We start from the raw sequence: 18,108 nt of genomic DNA on the forward strand, positions 1-18,108 counted from the left end.
GCCCGGTTACATTTCGAACCCGGAAGCTAAGCCTCACAGCGCCGATGGTACTGCAGGGGGGACCCTGTGGGAGAGTAGGACACCGCCGAACAATTCTTCAAAGGTCGGATCCTGAACTTCGGTTCAGGGTCCGGCCTTTTTTTGGTTCGCTTAACGTGTCGTTCACGTTCCGCGCCCAGCATCCAAGACATGGGAACTGCAGCAATGCTCAGGGCCGCCGGCGTCGGAGTCGGTGACGAGGTCGTCGTACCGGCCTTCGGAAACGTCGAGGTCGCCGAGGCCGTGACCCTGGCCGGAGCGCTCCCGGTCTTCGCCGACATAGATCCGCTCACCTACTGCCTCGACCCGGACGCGGTCGAGGCTGCCCTAACAGCGCGCACCGCCGCGATAGTTGTCGTGCACCGCTTCGGACGGCGGGCGGACATAGGACGGTTGCACGCGCTCGGACAGCGGCACGGACTGCTGGTGCTGGAGCAGGGCGAGTCCGAGGTGCCGTACAGCGAGATAGCGCAGCGCAGGGAACGGGCCGCGTATCTCGACGCCAAGCTCAAGGGCGTACGGACTCCGGACGGCGGCGACGGGCACTCCTACCAGCAGTACGTCGTGCGGGTCCCGGGCAACGGCCGGCCGGACCGCGACGCGTTCGCTCGAGCCGTGCGGGCCAGGGGAGTCGACTGCCGGGTGCCGGTGAAGACCCCCGTGCACCGGTTGCCGGAGTTCCGCCGGTGCGTGTCGCTGCCGCGGACCGAGCGGGCGGCCGACGAGACGCTCGCGCTGCCCGTGGACGCTTCGCTCACCAAACGGGAGATGCACCGCGTCGTGTCCGCGTGCAACGCCCTCGGTGGTTTGCTCCAACCCGCCTTCTGAACGGTCACCGAACGAATTTGGGAAGTCGGGTCTGTTCGGGGTACAGTTTCTTCGTCGCAGCGGGGGAGACCCCGAAAACGACAGGCCCCCATAGCTCAGTCGGCAGAGCGTCTCCATGGTAAGGAGAAGGTCAACGGTTCGATTCCGTTTGGGGGCTCAGACAAAAGGCCCCACCCTTTCGGGTGGGGCCTTTTTCATGCTTCCATGTGGATTCCCGGAACCCGCATCGCCAGAATGGCCATGTCGTCCGACGGTGCGTCCGACGCGAAGCGTTCCACCGCACGCATGATGCGCGCCGCCACCGCGCCCGCCGTCAGGCCCGTGCAGGTGGTGAGGACGTCGGCGAGCCCGTCGTCGCCCAGCATGCGCGTGCCCTCGCGGCGCTCGGTCACGCCGTCCGTGACGCAGAGCAGCACGTCACCCGGGTCGAGGGTGATCGTCTCCTCGTACAGCTCCAGATCCTCGATGACACCCAGCAGGGGCTGCGGTTCGGCCGCCGCCACCACCGTGCCGTCCTGGCGCAGGCGCAGCGGGAGCGGGTGGCCGGCGCACACGACCTTCAGGTCGGCGCTGCCGTCAGGCTGCGGGCGCAACTCGCCGTACAGGAGCGTCAGGAAGCGGCTGCGGTCGCCCTCGTCGAGGATCGCGGAGTTGAGGCGCTCCAGCACGGCCGGGCCGCTCAGACCCTCGCGGGCGAGGAGACGCAGGGCGTGCCGGGCGAGGCCGGTGACCGCCGCCGCGTTGGGGCCCGTACCGCAGACGTCGCCGATGGCGAAGCCGTACGCGTCGTCGCCGATGGGGAAGACGTCGTAGAAGTCGCCGCCGACCTCGTTGCCCTCGCCGGCCGCGCGGTAGATGACCTCGACCTCGATGCCTTCGATGTGCGGGGTGCCGGGCGGGAGCAGGCTGCGCTGGAGGGCCTGGCTGATGGCCGTGCGCTCGGAGTACAGGCGGGCGTTGTCCAGGGCGAGCGCCGCTCGGCGGCTCAGGTCCTCGGCGAGTTCCAGGATCTCCTGGCGGAAGTGCTCGTCCGTCGGCTTGCCGAGGGTCAGCATGCCGATGACGCGGTTGCGGGCCACGAGCGGGAGTACCACCGTCTCACCGCCGACCGCGCCGGCCGTCGCCAGGGTCGGGCCGATGCCCGAGGAGACCTGGCGGGTGGGGCCGCCGGAGAGGCCGAGGCTGCGCATGGAGGTGCGCAGGGCGGCCTGGTGGGCGACCTCGGCGGGGGCGGTCCAGACGCGGGCACCGGGGGTCGGCACCGGATCCGGCGGCGCGATCTTGGACAACAACGACTTGATGCCGTCGATGAGTTCCTCGTCCTCGTGCAGGACGTACGACAGATAGGGCTCCGAGGCCTGGTCGGCGATCGTGTACACCGCGCACCAGGTGGCCAGCGTCGGGACGGTCATCTGAGCCATCAGGGCCAGGGTCTGATCGCGGTCGAGGGTGCCGGCCAGCAGGTCGGAGGCCTCCACCAGGAAGCTGAGGGAGCCGCGGCGCAGTCGCTCCAGTTCGCCCAGCCGGGCCGACTCGACGGCCAGGGCGATCCGGTCGGCGGCGAACTGCAGGCGCAGCGCCTCCTCGTTGGAGTACCGCCCGGGGGCTTCGGCGGCGACGCCGAGGGAGCCGGTGAGCCGGCCTTCGACCTTGAGCGGGACCGTGACGACCGACCGCATACCGGTGCCGGCGAGCAGCGGGACGGCGCCGGGGACGGCGTTGAGGTCGTCGTGCACGGCGGGCATGCGGGCGGAGCCGTAGCGGCCCGGGCCGGCCTCGACGGGGACGCGGGCGAAGCGCTGGCGGGCGGAGGGCAGGCCGGTGGAGGCACGGACCTCCAGCTCGGTCTCGTCGTCCGTGGCGAGCAGCAGGAACGCGGAGTCGCCGTCGAGCATGTCGCGGGAGCGTTCCACGGTGCGCTGCAGCAGGCCGTCGAGGTCGTCCGGGGCGGGGGAGCCGATGAACACCTCGAAGGGGTCGGTGTTCTGCCCGTCGGCGGACTGCGGCTGGTCGCCGGCCGGCACGCGCGGCGGCGACTGCAGGACGGCGCGCTCGTGGTCGCGCACCAGCAGGCACACGGTGGAGGGCTCGCCTCCGGTGTCGCGGACCCTGAGGTGGGAGGCGTACACCTGGACCACGCGGCCGTCGGCGCCGCGGATGCCGTAGCTGCCCTCCCAGCGCGAGAACTGGAGTGCCTCGGCGATGCCGGTGCTGGTGCCGGGGGTGTGCGGCCAGGCGGCCAGTTCGGTGAGGGGTCTGCCGATGACCCCGGCCGCGGAGTGGCCGAAGATCTCCTCCGCGTCCTCGTTCCAGGCGCTGACGGAGCCCTTCCGGTCGATCTGGAGGACGGCGACGCGGACCCGGCCGTCGGCCAGCGGGAGGAGATCGGCGGGCAGCGAGGGGCCGGCGGTGCGCGTGCCGACCGCACGTTCGGGCAGGTTGAGCTGGAACCAGACCTTCTTGGCGGTGGGGGTGTAGTCGACGCCCCAGCGGGTGGCGAGGGCCGCGCACAACTGCAGGCCGCGGCCGCCCTCGCGGTCAGGGTTGCATGTGGTCGCGGCCGCGTTCTGGAGCGGGACCTCGCGCTCGGGGTAGCGGTCGGAGACCTCGACGCGCACGCCCTCGTCGGTACGCAGGCAGAGCACCTCCGCGTGCGTGCCCGCGTGGACGACCGCGTTGGTCACCAGTTCGCTGGTGAGGACGACCGCGTCGTCGACGATGTCGGAGAACCCCCAGCCCTGCAGGGTGTCGCGGACGAAGGAGCGGGCGGTCGCGACCGATCGCCCGACGGGCTCGAAACTGGCGGCCGCGCGCGCGGTGATCACAGAACTCCTCGGCCGGTTGTCGACATGCGGGTCCGGGGGGCCGGCCGGCTCGCGCCGCTGCTGCGGCACCGGCTCACCCGTCGGCTGTGGCTCCGGGGGCGGTCCCCCGGGGATCAGTCCGGTGGTCATGGTCTGCGGCCGCCCCTCCGATGCCCGCTCGTGCTCGTGCCACCGCCCAGGCCGGTCGGACCGGTGCGGCTGGACAGCCGCATGCAAGGTTACTTACCTTCGCCGTCCGAGCGGATGCCGGTCGCCGGTGTTTACCCCTCAGGGTGTGCGGACGATGTGCGAAGCTGCCGAACTGTTATGGCCTGGTTCGGCCGGGGTGAAACACTGGGCAAGCTTCCGATGAAGGTCGTGTCGCGCCGCTTGTGTTCCCTGCAGGGTGGGCAGCAGCCCCAGGTGCGGCCGGATCTCGTCTGGCGGAAATACGCAGCAGTAACCGGTACGCAGCAGTAACCGGTATGCCGATGACCGGCACGCCGGGGCCGCACGCGGCCGAGCACAGCAGTAACGGTCTACCCCTCCGGGAGGGACACAGTGGAGTCTGGCGCGGCGACGCGGAGTTCGAAGACGCGCGCGAAAGGCGGACAGTCCCTGGGCAGGAACGGTGGCACCACCACCGTGGACACAGCCGCCCTGAACCGGCTGCTGACCGCTCTGGTGGCGATGCGCGACGGGAACTTCCGCAAACGGCTCACGGTGTCCGGCGACGGCGTGATGTCGGAGATCATGGCCGTCTTCAACGAGGTGGCCGACCGGAATCTGCATCTGACCGGTGAGCTGTCGCGGGTGCGGCGCATGGTGGGGCGTGAGGGAAAACTCACGGAACGGCTGGAGACGGGGGCCAGCGAGGGTTCCTGGGCGACGGCCATCGACAACTCCAACGCGCTGGTGGACGATCTCGTCTGGCCGGTCTCGGAGGTCAGCCGGGTCCTCACGGCGGTCGCCGACGGTGATCTGTCACCGCGCATGGAGCTGCGGACGCAGGCACAGGACGGTGGTACGGGACACCCGCTGCGCGGTGAGTTCCTGAAGGTCGGCCGCACCGTCAACAACCTGGTCGACCAGTTGTCGACGTTCACCGACGAGGTCACGCGCGTGGCCAGCGAGGTGGGCACCGAGGGCAAGCTCGGCGGCCAGGCCCAGGTTCGCGGTATGTCGGGTTCGTGGAAGGACCTGACCGACTCCGTCAACACCATGGCGTACCGGCTGACGGCTCAGGTGCGGGACATCGCCCTGGTGACGACGGCGGTCGCCAAGGGTGACCTGTCGCGCAAGGTGACCGTGCACGTCGCCGGCGAGATGCTGGAGCTGAAGAACACCGTCAACACGATGGTGGACCAGCTGTCGTCCTTCTCCTCCGAGGTCACCCGGGTGGCCCGTGAGGTGGGCACCGAGGGCATCCTGGGTGGTCAGGCGCGGGTGCCCGGGGTCGCCGGTGTGTGGAAGGAGCTGACCGACTCCGTCAACACGATGGCGGGCAACCTGACCGCGCAGGTGCGGGGGATCTCGCAGGTCACGACGGCCGTCGCCAGCGGTGACCTGTCGCAGAAGGTGACCGTTCCGGCGCGTGGCGAGGTGGCGCAGCTCGCCGAGACGATCAACCAGATGACCGAGACGCTGCGGATCTTCGCCGACGAGGTCACGCGGGTGGCGAACGAGGTCGGTGCCGAGGGACGGCTCGGCGGCCAGGCGAACGTGCCGGGTGCGGCCGGTACGTGGAAGGACCTGACGGACTCCGTCAACACGGTCTTCCGGAACCTGACCACGCAGGTGCGCGACATCGCCGCGGTGACGACGGCCGTGGCCAGCGGTGATCTGTCGCAGAAGGTCACGGTGGACGTGGCCGGCGAGATGCTGGAGCTGAAGAACACCGTCAACGGCATGGTGGACCAGCTGTCCTCGTTCGGCGCCGAGGTGACGCGGGTCGCGCGCGAGATCGGTGTCGAGGGCGAGCTGGGCGGCCAGGCGCAGGTGCCGGGGGCGGCCGGTACGTGGAAGGACCTGACGGACTCCGTCAACACCGCGTTCCGCAACCTGACCGGGCAGGTGCGCAACATCGCCCAGGTGACCACGGCGGTGGCCAACGGCGACCTCTCGCAGAAGGTCACCGTCGACGTCTCCGGCGAGATGCTGCAGCTGAAGAACACCGTGAACACGATGGTGGACCAGCTGTCCTCGTTCGCCGACCAGGTGACGCGGATGGCGCGGGACGTGGGCACCGAGGGCCGGCTGGGCGGGCAGGCCCGGGTGGACGGGGTCTCGGGCACGTGGAAGGAGTTGACGGACTCCGTCAACTTCATGGCCGGGAACCTCACCTCCCAGGTGCGGCAGATCGCCCAGGTGACCACGGCCGTGGCGCGCGGTGACCTGTCGCAGAAGATCGACGTCGACGCGCGCGGCGAGATCCTCGAACTGAAGAACACGATCAACACGATGGTGGACCAGCTGTCCGCCTTCGCCGATCAGGTGACCCGGGTGGCCCGGGACGTGGGCACCGAGGGCCGCCTCGGCGGGCAGGCGCAGGTGCCCGGGGTCGCCGGCGTCTGGCGGGACCTCACCGATTCGGTGAACGGAATGGCCGGCAACCTCACCGCCCAGGTGCGCAACATCGCGCAGGTCGCCACCGCCGTGGCCCGCGGTGACCTCTCCCAGAAGATCACCGTGGACGCGCGCGGGGAGATCCTGGAGCTGAAGAACACCCTGAACACGATGGTCGACCAGCTGTCGTCGTTCGCCCAGGAGGTCACGCGGGTGGCCCGTGAGGTGGGCACCGAGGGCATGCTCGGCGGCCAGGCCGAGGTCCAGGGTGTCTCGGGCACCTGGAAGGACCTCACCCAGTCGGTGAACTTCATGGCGAACAACCTGACCATCCAGGTCCGCAACATCGCCGAGGTCACGACGGCGGTCGCCAAGGGCGACCTGTCGAAGAAGATCACCGTCGACGCGAAGGGCGAGATCCTCGAACTCGTCACGACGGTCAACACGATGGTCGACCAGCTGTCCAGCTTCGCCGAGCAGGTGACCCGGGTGGCCCGTGAGGTGGGTACCGAGGGCATCCTGGGCGGTCAGGCGCACGTGCCGGGTGTCACCGGTATCTGGAAGGACCTCAGCAACAACGTCAACCTGATGGCCAACAACCTGACCATGCAGGTGCGGAACATCTCGCAGGTGGCGGCGGCGGTCGCCAACGGCGATCTGACCCGGCAGGTGACGATCGAGGCGAGCGGTGAGGTCGCGCAGCTCGCCGACACCATCAACACCATGGTGAAGACGCTGAGTTCGTTCGCCGACCAGGTCACCAAGGTGGCCCGTGAGGTGGGTACGGACGGCATCCTGGGCGGTCAGGCGCACGTACCGGGTGTGGCCGGTACCTGGAAGGACCTCACCGAGTCCGTGAACCAGATGGCGTCCAACCTGACCGGTCAGGTGCGCAACATCGCCATGGTCACCACGGCCATCGCCAAGGGCGACCTGACCAAGAAGATCGACATCGACGCGCGCGGCGAGATCCTCGAGCTGAAGACGACGATCAACACGATGGTCGATCAGCTGTCCAGCTTCGCCGAGGAGGTCACGCGGGTGGCCCGCGAGGTGGGCACCGAAGGGCAGCTCGGCGGTCAGGCACGCGTGCGTGACGTCGACGGCACCTGGCGGGACCTGACCGAGTCGGTGAACGAGATGGCCGGGAACCTCACCCGGCAGGTGCGTGCCATCGCGCGTGTGGCGACCGCGGTGACCCGCGGAGACCTGAACCTGAAGATCGACGTCGACGCCTCCGGCGAGATCCAGGAACTGCAGGACTACATCAACAAGATGATCGCCAACCTGCGCGACACCACGATCGCCAACGAGGAGCAGGACTGGCTCAAGGGCAACCTCGCCCGCATCTCCGCACTGATGCAGGGCCGCCGGGACCTGGCGGACGTCGCCTCGCTGATCATGAGCGAGCTGACGCCGGTGGTGTCCGCGCAGCACGGCGCGTTCTTCGTGGCGATGCCCCTCATGGAGGGCCAGGAGCTCAGCGGCGACGCCGAGGACAAGTACGAGCTGCGCATGCTCGGTTCGTACGGCTACTCGATGGGCTCCATGCCGACGTCGTTCCGGCCCGGTGAGGCGCTGATCGGCACGGCCGCCCAGGAGCGGCGCACGGTGCTGGTGGAGAACGCCCCCAGCGGCTATCTGAAGATCTCCTCCGGGCTCGGCGAGGCCCCGCCCGCGCAGGTGATCGTGCTGCCGGTCCTGTTCGAGGGCACGGTGCTGGGTGTGATCGAGCTGGCCTCGTTCACGCCGTTCACGCAGATCCAGCGTGACTTCCTGAACCAGATCGCCGAGATGATCGCGACCAGCGTCAACACCATCTCGGTGAACACCAAGACCGAGTTGCTGCTGAAGCAGTCGCAGGAGCTGACCGAGCAGCTGCGGGAGCGGTCGGCCGAGCTGGAGAACCGGCAGAAGGCGCTGCAGGCCTCCAACGCCGAACTGGAGGAGAAGGCCGAGCTGCTGGCCCGGCAGAACCGGGACATCGAGGTGAAGAACACCGAGATCGAGGATGCCCGGCAGGTCCTGGAGGAGCGTGCCGAGCAACTCGCGGTGTCGATGCGCTACAAGAGCGAGTTCCTCGCCAACATGTCGCACGAGCTGCGCACGCCGCTCAACTCGCTGCTGATCCTGGCCAAGCTGCTCGCCGACAACGCCGAGGGCAACCTCTCCCCGAAGCAGGTCGAGTTCGCCGAGACCATCCACGGTGCCGGCTCCGACCTGCTGCAGCTGATCAACGACATCCTCGACCTGTCCAAGGTCGAGGCGGGCAAGATGGACGTCTCCCCGACGCGGATCGCGCTCGTCCAGCTCGTGGACTACGTGGAGGCCACCTTCCGGCCGCTGACCGCGGAGAAGGGCCTGGACCTGTCCGTACGGGTGTCCCCGGAGCTGCCGGCGACCCTGCACACCGACGAGCAGCGGCTGCTTCAGGTGCTGCGCAACCTGCTGTCCAACGCGGTGAAGTTCACCGACTCCGGGTCGGTGGAGCTGGTGATCCGGCCCGCCGGTTCGAATGTGCCGCAGAAGATCCGCGAGCAGCTGCTGGAGACCGGTTCGCTGACGGATCCGGACGGCGAGCTGATCGCGTTCTCGGTCACCGACACCGGTATCGGCATCGCGGCGAGCAAGATGCGGGTGATCTTCGAGGCGTTCAAGCAGGCGGACGGCACGACCAGCCGCAAGTACGGAGGCACCGGCCTCGGGCTGTCGATCTCGCGGGAGATCGCGCAGCTGCTCGGTGGTGAGATCCACGCGCAGAGCGAGCCGGGCCGCGGCTCGACGTTCACGCTGTACCTGCCGCTGCACCCGAGCGAGCTGCCGCCGCAGGGCTACCAGCAGTCCGTGCCCCAGCTGGAGGCCGGCGAGCTGCTCGCCTCGGAGGCGGAGCAGTCCTCGGAGCTGTCGGCGGTGGAGGTCGAGACCCCGGCCGAGGTGGAGTCGTACCGCGAGACGCAGCACGGTCCGGCGGCGCTCTTCCGGCGCCGCCGCCGGAGTCTGCCGCGGGGCGAGCACCGGACCGAGCAGTGGACGGTGGCTCCCGAGCAGGAGCGCAGGCCGCAGCCGGTGCGTTCGGTGCGGTTCGGCGGCGAGAAGGTGCTGATCGTCGACGACGACATCCGCAACGTGTTCGCGCTGACCAGCGTCCTGGAGCAGCACGGCCTCTCGGTGCTGTACGCCGAGAACGGCCGCGAGGGCATCGAGGTGCTGGAGCAGCACGACGACGTGGCGGTCGTCCTGATGGACATCATGATGCCGGAGATGGACGGCTACGCGACGACCACGGCGATCCGCCGGATGCCGCAGTTCGCGGGGCTGCCGATCATCGCGCTGACCGCCAAGGCGATGAAGGGCGACCGGGAGAAGGCGATCGAGTCGGGCGCCTCCGACTACGTCACCAAGCCGGTCGACCCCGATCACCTGCTGGCGGTGATGCAGCAGTGGATGGGCGGTCACTGATCCCGGGCCGGGCGCCGAGCGGACGGGGCCCGGCGAGCGGACGTGAACGTCGTGGGAACCTGGGGTGTGCGTGAGGAGTTGTCGGAACGAGGGGCCCGCGGACGTGTGGGAATTCCGGATTCCGGGAACTATCCGGGCTCCCGCCGCGTTTCCGTTGCGTGCACAGTGACATCGCGGTGACAGGGTGTGGCGACGGGCGGGGTGCGGCTACGATGACCGGCACAAGGACGGGCGGCGAAAGGGAGTCGTCCCCTGGGGCGGCGCCCGGTGTACCGCCGGGACGAGGAGGGCGGGCCATGGTGCAGAAGGCCAAGATCCTCCTGGTCGATGACCGGCCGGAGAATCTGCTGGCGCTGGAGGCCATCCTCTCTGCGCTCGATCAGACCCTGGTACGGGCATCGTCCGGGGAGGAAGCGCTCAAGGCACTGCTCACGGACGATTTCGCGGTCATTCTGCTGGACGTCCAGATGCCGGGCATGGACGGTTTCGAGACAGCGGCGCACATCAAGCGGCGGGAGCGGACCCGGGACATCCCGATCATCTTCCTCACGGCGATCAATCACGGCCCGCACCACACCTTCCGGGGGTACGCGGCGGGTGCGGTGGACTACATCTCCAAGCCGTTCGACCCGTGGGTGCTGCGCGCGAAGGTCTCGGTCTTCGTCGAGCTGTACATGAAGAACTGCCAGCTGCGCGAGCAGGCGGCGCTGCTGCGGCTGCAGTTGGAGGGCGGCGGCAAGGGCGCGGTCGGCGGCAAGGAGTCCGCGGGGCTGCTCGCCGAGCTGTCCGCACGGCTCGCGGCCGTCGAGGAGCAGGCAGAGGCGCTGTCCAAGCAACTGGACGACGACTCGGCGGACGCGGCCGCGGTGGCCACGGCGGCCCATCTGGAGCGCAAGCTCACCGGGTTGCGGCGCGCTCTCGACGCCCTGGAGCCGGGCACGGGCGCCGGCGGCGCCTCCCTGCCGGTGCAGAACTGACGCGAGCGCGGAGCGCAGTTGTCCATGACCGTGCGTCAGTTCCGCGCCCCGGCAGGGGCGACACGAACGGGTGAAGCAGTGGGCACACGTGTCCGCCGTCGTCTCCCCCGGTAACCTCACACCCATGGCCTCACGTCCGTCCGCAGCCAAGAAGCCGCCCGCCAAGAAGGCGGCCGCTCCCGCGAAGGCTCCGGCGCGGGGGGCCGCCGCGAAAAGGGTTCCGGCGAAGAAGGCGCCCGCCAGGAAGGCACCGGCCAGGAAGGCGGCGAAGAAGTCCGCGCCGCCCAGGCCGGCCCCCACTCCCACCGGGGGCGTGTACCGGCTCGTGCGCGCGGTCTGGCTGGGCCTCGCGCACGCCGTCGGCGCCGTCTTCCGGGGCATAGGGCAGGGAGCCAGGAATCTCGACCCGGCCCACCGCAAGGACGGCGTGGCGCTGCTCCTGTTCGGCATCGCGCTGATCGTCGCCGCCGGCACCTGGGCCGACCTCAGGGGTCCGGTCGGCGACCTGGTGGAGATCCTGGTCACCGGCGCCTTCGGCCGGCTCGACCTGCTGGTGCCGATACTGCTCGCGGTGATCGCCGTACGGTTCATCCGGCACCCCGAGAAGCCCGAGGCCAACGGCCGGATCGTGATCGGCCTGTCCGCGCTGGTCGTCGGTGTGCTGGGCCAGGTGCACGTCGCCTGCGGCTCGCCGGCCCGCAGCAACGGCATGCAGGCCATAAGGGACGCCGGCGGCCTCATCGGCTGGGCGGCGGCCACCCCGCTGACGTACACGATGACCGAGGTGCTCGCCGTACCCCTGCTGGTACTGCTGACGATCTTCGGTCTGCTCGTGGTGACCGCCACCCCGGTCAACGCGGTCCCGCAGCGGCTGCGCGGGCTCGGCGTGAGCCTGGGCGTGCTGCGCGACCACCGCGACTACGAGGAGGGCGACCTCACCGAGGACGAGGAGCGCTACGACGAGCAGTGGCGCGAAGCGCTGCCCGCGCGCCCCCGTAAGCGCTCGAGCGCCCCTCGGGACTACGACCCCGACAGCGCGGAGGAGGAGGCGCTCTCGCGGCGCCGTGGCCGCCCCCGGCGCTCCGCGGTGCCCCAGCCCGATCCACGGCGGCGGATGGACGCCGTGGACATCGCGGCCGCCGCCGCAGCGGCGCTCGACGGTGCCGTCCAGCACGGCATGCCGCCGTCGTCGCTCGTCGCCGACCTCACCCAGGGCGTCAGCGTCGGCGACCGCGAGGGCACCACACCCGTGCCCACGCCCACACCCGCGTCGGAGTCCGCGCCCGTGCCGCAGGCCGAGCCCGTGGCGGAGGCCGCGCCCGCGCCGGTGCCCGCCGCGCGCCCCAGGCGGGAGAAGCTGGACAGCGGAGCCGTCCCCGACCTCACCAAGAAGGCCCCCGAGACGCATCGGGAACTGCCGTCGCGCGCCGAGCAGCTCCAGCTCTCCGGCGACATCACCTACGCCCTGCCGTCGCTGGACCTGCTCACCCGCGGCGGTCCGGGCAAGTCGCGCAGCGCCGCCAACGACGCGGTCGTCGCCTCGCTCACCCAGGTCTTCACCGAGTTCAAGGTCGACGCGGCCGTCACCGGCTTCACCCGCGGCCCGACGGTCACCCGCTACGAGGTCGAGCTGGGCCCCGCGGTGAAGGTCGAGCGGATCACCGCGCTGACCAAGAACATCGCCTACGCCGTGGCCAGCCCCGACGTGCGGATCATCAGCCCGATCCCCGGCAAGTCCGCGGTGGGCATCGAGATCCCGAACACCGATCGGGAGATGGTCAACCTCGGCGACGTGCTGCGCCTCGCGGAGTCCGCCGAGGACGACGACCCGATGCTGGTGGCCTTCGGTAAGGACGTCGAGGGCGGGTACGTGATGCACTCGCTGGCGAAGATGCCGCACATGCTGGTCGCCGGCGCGACCGGCTCCGGCAAGTCGTCCTGCATCAACTGCCTGATCACCTCGGTCATGATGCGGGCGACCCCGGAGGACGTCCGCATGATCCTCGTCGACCCCAAGCGGGTCGAGCTGACCGCCTACGAGGGCATCCCGCACCTGATCACGCCGATCATCACCAACCCCAAGCGGGCCGCCGAGGCGCTGCAGTGGGTCGTACGCGAGATGGACCTGCGCTACGACGACCTCGCGGCCTACGGCTACCGGCACATCGACGACTTCAACCGCGCGGTGCGCGAGGGCAAGGCGAAGCCGCCCGAGGGCAGCGAGCGCGAGCTGCACCCGTACCCGTACCTGCTGGTCATCGTGGACGAGCTGGCCGACCTGATGATGGTCGCCCCGCGCGACGTCGAGGACGCCATCGTGCGCATCACACAGCTCGCGCGCGCGGCCGGCATCCACCTGGTGCTGGCCACCCAGCGCCCGTCGGTCGACGTGGTCACCGGCCTGATCAAGGCCAACGTGCCCTCCCGGCTGGCCTTCGCCACCTCCTCGCTGGCCGACTCCCGGGTCATCCTCGACCAGCCTGGCGCCGAGAAGCTGATCGGCAAGGGTGACGGTCTGTTCCTGCCGATGGGCGCGAACAAGCCGACCCGTATGCAGGGCGCGTTCGTGACCGAGGAGGAGGTCGCGGTCGTCGTCCAGCACTGCAAGGACCAGATGGCGCCGGTCTTCCGGGACGACGTCACCGTGGGCACCAAGCAGAAGAAGGAGATCGACGAGGACATCGGCGACGACCTCGACCTGCTGTGCCAGGCGGCCGAGCTGGTCGTCTCCACCCAGTTCGGCTCCACGTCCATGCTCCAGCGCAAGCTGCGGGTGGGCTTCGCGAAGGCCGGCAGGCTCATGGATCTCATGGAGTCCCGCAACATCGTGGGGCCAAGTGAGGGATCCAAGGCGCGTGACGTTCTGGTGAAGCCGGACGAGCTGGACGGGGTGCTCGCGGTGATCCGCGGGGAGTCGGAAGAGTGAGCTGAAGGACCGTTCGGCGCAGTGGGTACGCCCGAACGGCGGTACAACCGTGACGCACCTGTTAGAGACGGGCGGGCAACCGTTTCCCTTTGTCATACGTCCAGTTGAGCGAGAGGACAGGTAGGCGCCCCGTCCCGGGGTATCTGCTTGTCCAACGATCGGAATTTCGGGCGTTCCGATGACGTGCAAAGTTGGACCGCCCGGTTGCCCCACCCTTTCGTACCCCCCCTAGACTGAGCTTCCAGCACAGGTGGCTACACGCTCGAAAGGCGCCCCCGTGTCCATCGGCAACTCCCCTGAAGACGAGCGTCCGTCCCGAGACGAGTCCCAGGAAGCCCGTGTCTCCGTGGGCCGCGCCCTGCAGCAGGCGCGGATCGCGGCCGGGCTCACCGTGGACGAAGTCAGTAGCGCCACTCGTGTCCGCATCGCCATCGTGCACGCCATCGAGGCCGACGACTTCGCCCCCTGCGGTGGCGACGTGTACGCCCGCGGGCACCTCCGCACACTGGCCAGGGCCGTCCATCTCGACCCCGAGCCGCTGATCGCCCGGTACGACGCGGAGCACGGCGGCCGCCCCGCGCCCACGCCCGCCGCGCCCCTGTTCGAGGCGGAGCGGATCCGTCCCGAGCGGCGTGGGCCGAACTGGACCGCGGCGATGGTGGCCGCGATCGTCGTCGTGATCGGCTTCGTCGGGTTCACCGCGTTCAAGGGCGGCGGCGACGACAGCGACGCGAAGTCGCAGCTCGCCGACGGCGGTGCCGCCCCCGCCGCCAGCAGGTCCGCCTCGCCCACGACCAAGAAGGACAAGCCCGCCGCGCCGTCCGGCGAGCCGACCGACAGCGCCATCGCCGCCGCACCCCAGGACAAGGTCACCGTCCAGGTCGGCGCGCCGAACGGGCGCAGCTGGATCTCGGCCAAGGACCACAACGGCCGGATGCTCTTCGACGGGCTGCTGAAGAAGGGCGAGTCCAAGACCTTCCAGGACAGCTCCAAGATCAATCTGATCCTCGGTGACGCGGGCGCGATCCAGCTCTACGTCAACGGCAAGAAGATCGAGGACAACTTCCGGCAGGGCTCGGTGGAGCGCCTCACGTACACCAAGGGCGACCCCGAGGCCGGCTGAGGGCACCTCGGCGGAGCGGATGTGACGGGGTCGGCCACGATCGGCCAACCCCGTCGACGTGGGGTGTCGGCGAGACGAAGTAGTCTTGAGCCCATGCCTGAACGCCGTACCGTCGCACTCGTCACTCTCGGCTGCGCCCGTAACGAGGTGGATTCCGAGGAGCTCGCAGGCCGTTTGGAGGCGGACGGCTGGCAGCTCGTCGAGGACGCCGCGGACGCCGACGTCGCCGTGGTCAACACCTGTGGCTTCGTCGAAGCCGCCAAGAAGGACTCCGTCGACGCCCTGCTGGAGGCCAACGACCTCAAGGACCATGGAAGAACCCAGGCCGTCGTGGCGGTGGGCTGCATGGCCGAGCGGTACGGCAAGGAGCTGGCCGAGGCGCTGCCCGAGGCCGACGGCGTGCTCGGCTTCGACGACTACTCGGACATCTCCGACCGTCTGCAGACCATCCTGTCCGGCGGCGTCCACGCCGCCCACACCCCGCGCGACCGCCGCAAGCTCCTGCCGATCAGCCCGGCCGAGCGGCAGGAGTCGGCCGCCTCCGTCGCGCTGCCCGGCCACGGCCCGGTCGACCTCCCCGAGGGCCTGGCGCCCGCCTCCGGCCCCCGCGCGCCCCTGCGCCGGCGCCTGGGCGGCTCCCCGGTCGCCTCGGTCAAGCTCGCCTCCGGCTGCGACCGGCGCTGCTCCTTCTGCGCCATCCCGTCCTTCCGCGGCTCCTTCATCTCCCGCCGCCCCAGCGACGTGCTGAACGAGACCCGCTGGCTGGCCGAGCAGGGCGTGAAGGAGGTCATGCTGGTCTCGGAGAACAACACCTCCTACGGCAAGGACCTGGGCGACATCCGCCTGCTGGAGTCCCTGCTGCCGGAGCTGGCCGAGGTCGACGGCATCGAGCGGGTGCGGGTGAGCTACCTGCAGCCGGCCGAGATGCGCCCCGGCCTCATCGACGTACTGACCTCCACCCCGAAGGTCACCCCCTACTTCGACCTCTCCTTCCAGCACTCCGCGCCGGACGTGCTGCGCTCCATGCGCCGCTTCGGCGACACCGACCGCTTCCTGGAGCTGCTCGACACGATCCGCGGCAAGGCCCCCGAGGCCGGCGTGCGCTCCAACTTCATCGTCGGCTTCCCCGGCGAGAGCGAGTCGGACCTCGCCGAGCTGGAGCGCTTCCTGAACGGCGCCCGCCTGGACGCCATCGGTGTCTTCGGCTACTCCGACGAGGAGGGCACGGAGGCGGCGACGTACGACGGCAAGCTGGACGAGGACGTCGTCGCCGAGCGCCTGGCCCACATCTCCCGGCTGGCCGAGGAGCTGGTCTCGCAGCGCGCCGAGGAGCGCGTCGGCGAGACCGTGCACGTCCTGGTGGAGTCCGTGGACGAGGAGGGCGTGCACGGTCGCGCCGCGCACCAGGCGCCGGAGACGGACGGCCAAGTGCTGCTCACGAGCGGCGAGGCCCTGAGCGTCGGACGTATGGTCGAGGCGAAGGTGGTCGGTACGGAAGGTGTCGACCTGGTGGCCGAGCCGGTGACCGGCTCGCTCGGGTGTGGTGAGGAGGCGGGCAGATGACCGGAGTCCCGGCATCCGCCGCGGGCGGCTCACCCGGCGCGCACGGCGCCCGGAGTTCCACCGCCGCTGCCGACGGCGCCGCCTCCGAGGTCTCCGCTTCTGCTTCAGGTCCTGCCGGCCCGCTCCAGGCCTCCGCCACCGATCCCGGTGACGGGTCCAGGCCCCCCCGCGGCGCGAAGATCGCGGCCGCGGCCGTCAACCAGGCGAGCGTCTGGAACGTAGCCAATCTGCTGACCATGCTCCGGCTCCTGCTGGTGCCCGGCTTCGTCGCGCTGATGCTGGCCGACGGCGGCTACGACCCGGCCTGGCGCTCGCTGGCCTGGGCGGCCTTCGCCGTCGCCATGATCACCGACCTGTTCGACGGGCATCTGGCACGCACCTACAACCTGGTCACCGACTTCGGGAAGATCGCCGACCCCATCGCCGACAAGGCCATCATGGGGGCGGCGCTCATCTGTCTGTCCGCCCTTGGTGATCTGCCGTGGTGGGTGACGGCCGTGATCCTCGGCCGGGAACTCGGCATCACGCTGCTGCGTTTCCTGGTCATCCGCTACGGCGTGATTCCCGCCAGCCGCGGTGGCAAGCTCAAGACCCTCACCCAGGGCGTGGCCGTCGGGATGTACGTCCTGGCACTGACCGGGTGGCTGGCCACCCTGAGGTTCTGGGTGATGGCCGCGGCGGTCGTCCTCACCGTCGTCACCGGCCTCGACTACGTGCGACAGGCCGTCGTGCTGCGCAGGCGGGGAATCGCCGAGCGCGCGGCGGCGTTGGAGGAGAAGGAAGCGTGAGTTCCGTGGCCACCGAACTGGTGCGACTACTGACCGTGAGGGATCAGACCCTCGCCGTCGCCGAGTCGCTCACCGGTGGCCTGGTGGCGGCGGAGATCACGTCCGTGCCCGGTGCGTCCAAGGTGTTCCGGGGCTCGGTCACCGCCTACGCCACCGATCTCAAGTACGAGCTGCTGGGCGTCGACGCCGCCCTGCTGGCCCGGAGCGGCGCGGTGGACCCGCAGGTCGCAGCCCAGATGGCGGCCGGAGTCCGCAAGAACCTCGGAGCCGACTGGGGCATCGCCACCACCGGGGTGGCGGGCCCCGATCCGCAGGACGGCAAGCCCGTCGGGACGGTGTTCGTGGCCGTCGACGGGCCGCTCGCCGGCCTCCCCGGTTCTGCCGGTGGAGGAAAAGTCGAGGCCCTGCGGTTGAACGGCAGCCGCGCGGAAATTCGTATGGAGAGTGTACGGAGCGTACTCGCAGTGCTCCTGGAGCGGCTTGCGGGCGAACAGACCGGGAATGAGCGGGCACAGGATACGGAACGGAACGGGGGGTTTTGATGTTTGCAGCCCTGAGTGAACACGACATCGCTCCCCGCACGGCCGCGGCGCAAGGCGGTACGGTGGGGCGAGAAGGATGCGGCTACGCGGTCCGAGGAGGGAGCCACCGATGATTCTGCTCCGTCGCCTGCTGGGTGACGTGCTGCGTCGGCAGCGCCAACGCCAGGGCCGTACTCTGCGCGAAGTCTCCTCGTCCGCCCGAGTCTCACTCGGCTATCTCTCCGAGGTGGAGCGGGGGCAGAAGGAGGCTTCCTCCGAGCTGCTCTCCGCCATCTGCGACGCGCTGGACGTACGGATGTCGGAACTCATGCGTGAAGTGAGCGACGAGCTGGCGCTCGCCGAACTGGCCCAGTCCGCCGCGGCCACCGAGCCCGTGCCCACGCCGGTCCGTCCGATGCTGGGTACCGTGTCGGTGACCGGTGTGCCACCGGAACGGGTGACCATCAAGGCGCCCGCGGAGGCGGTGGACGTCGTCGCCGCGTGAGACACGCGTG

The 18,108-nt window shown here is 70.0% G+C and carries 10 protein-coding genes, 1 tRNA gene and 1 rRNA gene; 11 read left to right on the forward strand and 1 reads right to left on the reverse strand.

Annotation, left to right across the window (positions count from 1 at the left end):
- The 3 genes from rrf to ACGFT2_RS25930 all read left to right on the forward strand — a co-directional run.
- A 5S ribosomal RNA gene (gene rrf, locus ACGFT2_RS25920) occupies positions 1 to 91 on the forward strand; the annotation flags it as partial.
- Positions 92 to 204: 113 nt separating this feature from the next.
- On the forward strand, positions 205 to 867 hold the full coding sequence (locus ACGFT2_RS25925) for a DegT/DnrJ/EryC1/StrS family aminotransferase (protein ID WP_393282838.1): 663 nt from the start codon (positions 205 to 207) through the stop codon (positions 865 to 867).
- An 84-nt stretch (positions 868 to 951) separates the two neighbouring features.
- Positions 952 to 1,024 (forward strand) — tRNA-Thr (locus ACGFT2_RS25930).
- 37 nt (positions 1,025 to 1,061) lie between these two features.
- Here ACGFT2_RS25930 and ACGFT2_RS25935 read toward each other — a convergent pair.
- Complete coding sequence (locus ACGFT2_RS25935; RefSeq protein ID WP_393282231.1) at positions 1,062 to 3,821, reverse strand: SpoIIE family protein phosphatase; 2,760 nt, start codon at positions 3,819 to 3,821, stop codon at positions 1,062 to 1,064.
- 411 nt (positions 3,822 to 4,232) lie between these two features.
- On the opposite strand from ACGFT2_RS25935, the gene ACGFT2_RS25940 reads away from it, so the two are divergent.
- The 8 genes from ACGFT2_RS25940 (at position 4,233) to ACGFT2_RS25975 (ending at position 18,098) form a co-directional block, all read left to right on the forward strand.
- Complete coding sequence (locus ACGFT2_RS25940; RefSeq protein WP_393282233.1) at positions 4,233 to 9,695, forward strand: HAMP domain-containing protein; 5,463 nt, start codon at positions 4,233 to 4,235, stop codon at positions 9,693 to 9,695.
- 296 nt (positions 9,696 to 9,991) lie between these two features.
- A complete protein-coding gene (locus ACGFT2_RS25945; RefSeq protein ID WP_393282235.1) occupies positions 9,992 to 10,672 on the forward strand; it encodes a two-component system response regulator in 681 nt (226 codons plus the stop codon).
- A gap of 124 nt (positions 10,673 to 10,796) precedes the next feature.
- The gene (locus ACGFT2_RS25950) at positions 10,797 to 13,598 is read left to right on the forward strand and encodes a DNA translocase FtsK (RefSeq protein ID WP_393282237.1); all 2,802 of its coding nucleotides are present in this window, start codon (positions 10,797 to 10,799) and stop codon (positions 13,596 to 13,598) included.
- A gap of 277 nt (positions 13,599 to 13,875) precedes the next feature.
- A complete protein-coding gene (locus ACGFT2_RS25955; protein WP_393282239.1) occupies positions 13,876 to 14,721 on the forward strand; it encodes a helix-turn-helix domain-containing protein in 846 nt (281 codons plus the stop codon).
- A gap of 93 nt (positions 14,722 to 14,814) precedes the next feature.
- Positions 14,815 to 16,284 carry a 30S ribosomal protein S12 methylthiotransferase RimO gene (gene rimO / locus ACGFT2_RS25960; RefSeq protein WP_393282241.1) on the forward strand — a complete coding sequence of 490 codons (1,470 nt, stop codon included), beginning with the start codon at positions 14,815 to 14,817 and terminating at the stop codon, positions 16,282 to 16,284.
- Positions 16,281 to 17,072: a CDP-diacylglycerol--glycerol-3-phosphate 3-phosphatidyltransferase gene (gene pgsA / locus ACGFT2_RS25965; protein WP_393282242.1), complete on the forward strand. Its 792-nt coding sequence runs from the start codon at positions 16,281 to 16,283 to the stop codon at positions 17,070 to 17,072. Before rimO ends, pgsA begins: the two co-directional genes overlap by 4 nt.
- Positions 17,069 to 17,614: a CinA family protein gene (locus ACGFT2_RS25970; RefSeq protein WP_393282244.1), complete on the forward strand. Its 546-nt coding sequence runs from the start codon at positions 17,069 to 17,071 to the stop codon at positions 17,612 to 17,614. Before pgsA ends, ACGFT2_RS25970 begins: the two co-directional genes overlap by 4 nt.
- A 109-nt stretch (positions 17,615 to 17,723) precedes the next feature.
- The gene (locus ACGFT2_RS25975; RefSeq protein WP_393282245.1) at positions 17,724 to 18,098 is read left to right on the forward strand and encodes a helix-turn-helix domain-containing protein; all 375 of its coding nucleotides are present in this window, start codon (positions 17,724 to 17,726) and stop codon (positions 18,096 to 18,098) included.
- Positions 18,099 to 18,108: the final 10 nt, after the last annotated feature.

Source organism: Streptomyces sp. NPDC048514, from assembly GCF_043199955.1.
Classification (GTDB): domain Bacteria; phylum Actinomycetota; class Actinomycetes; order Streptomycetales; family Streptomycetaceae; genus Streptomyces.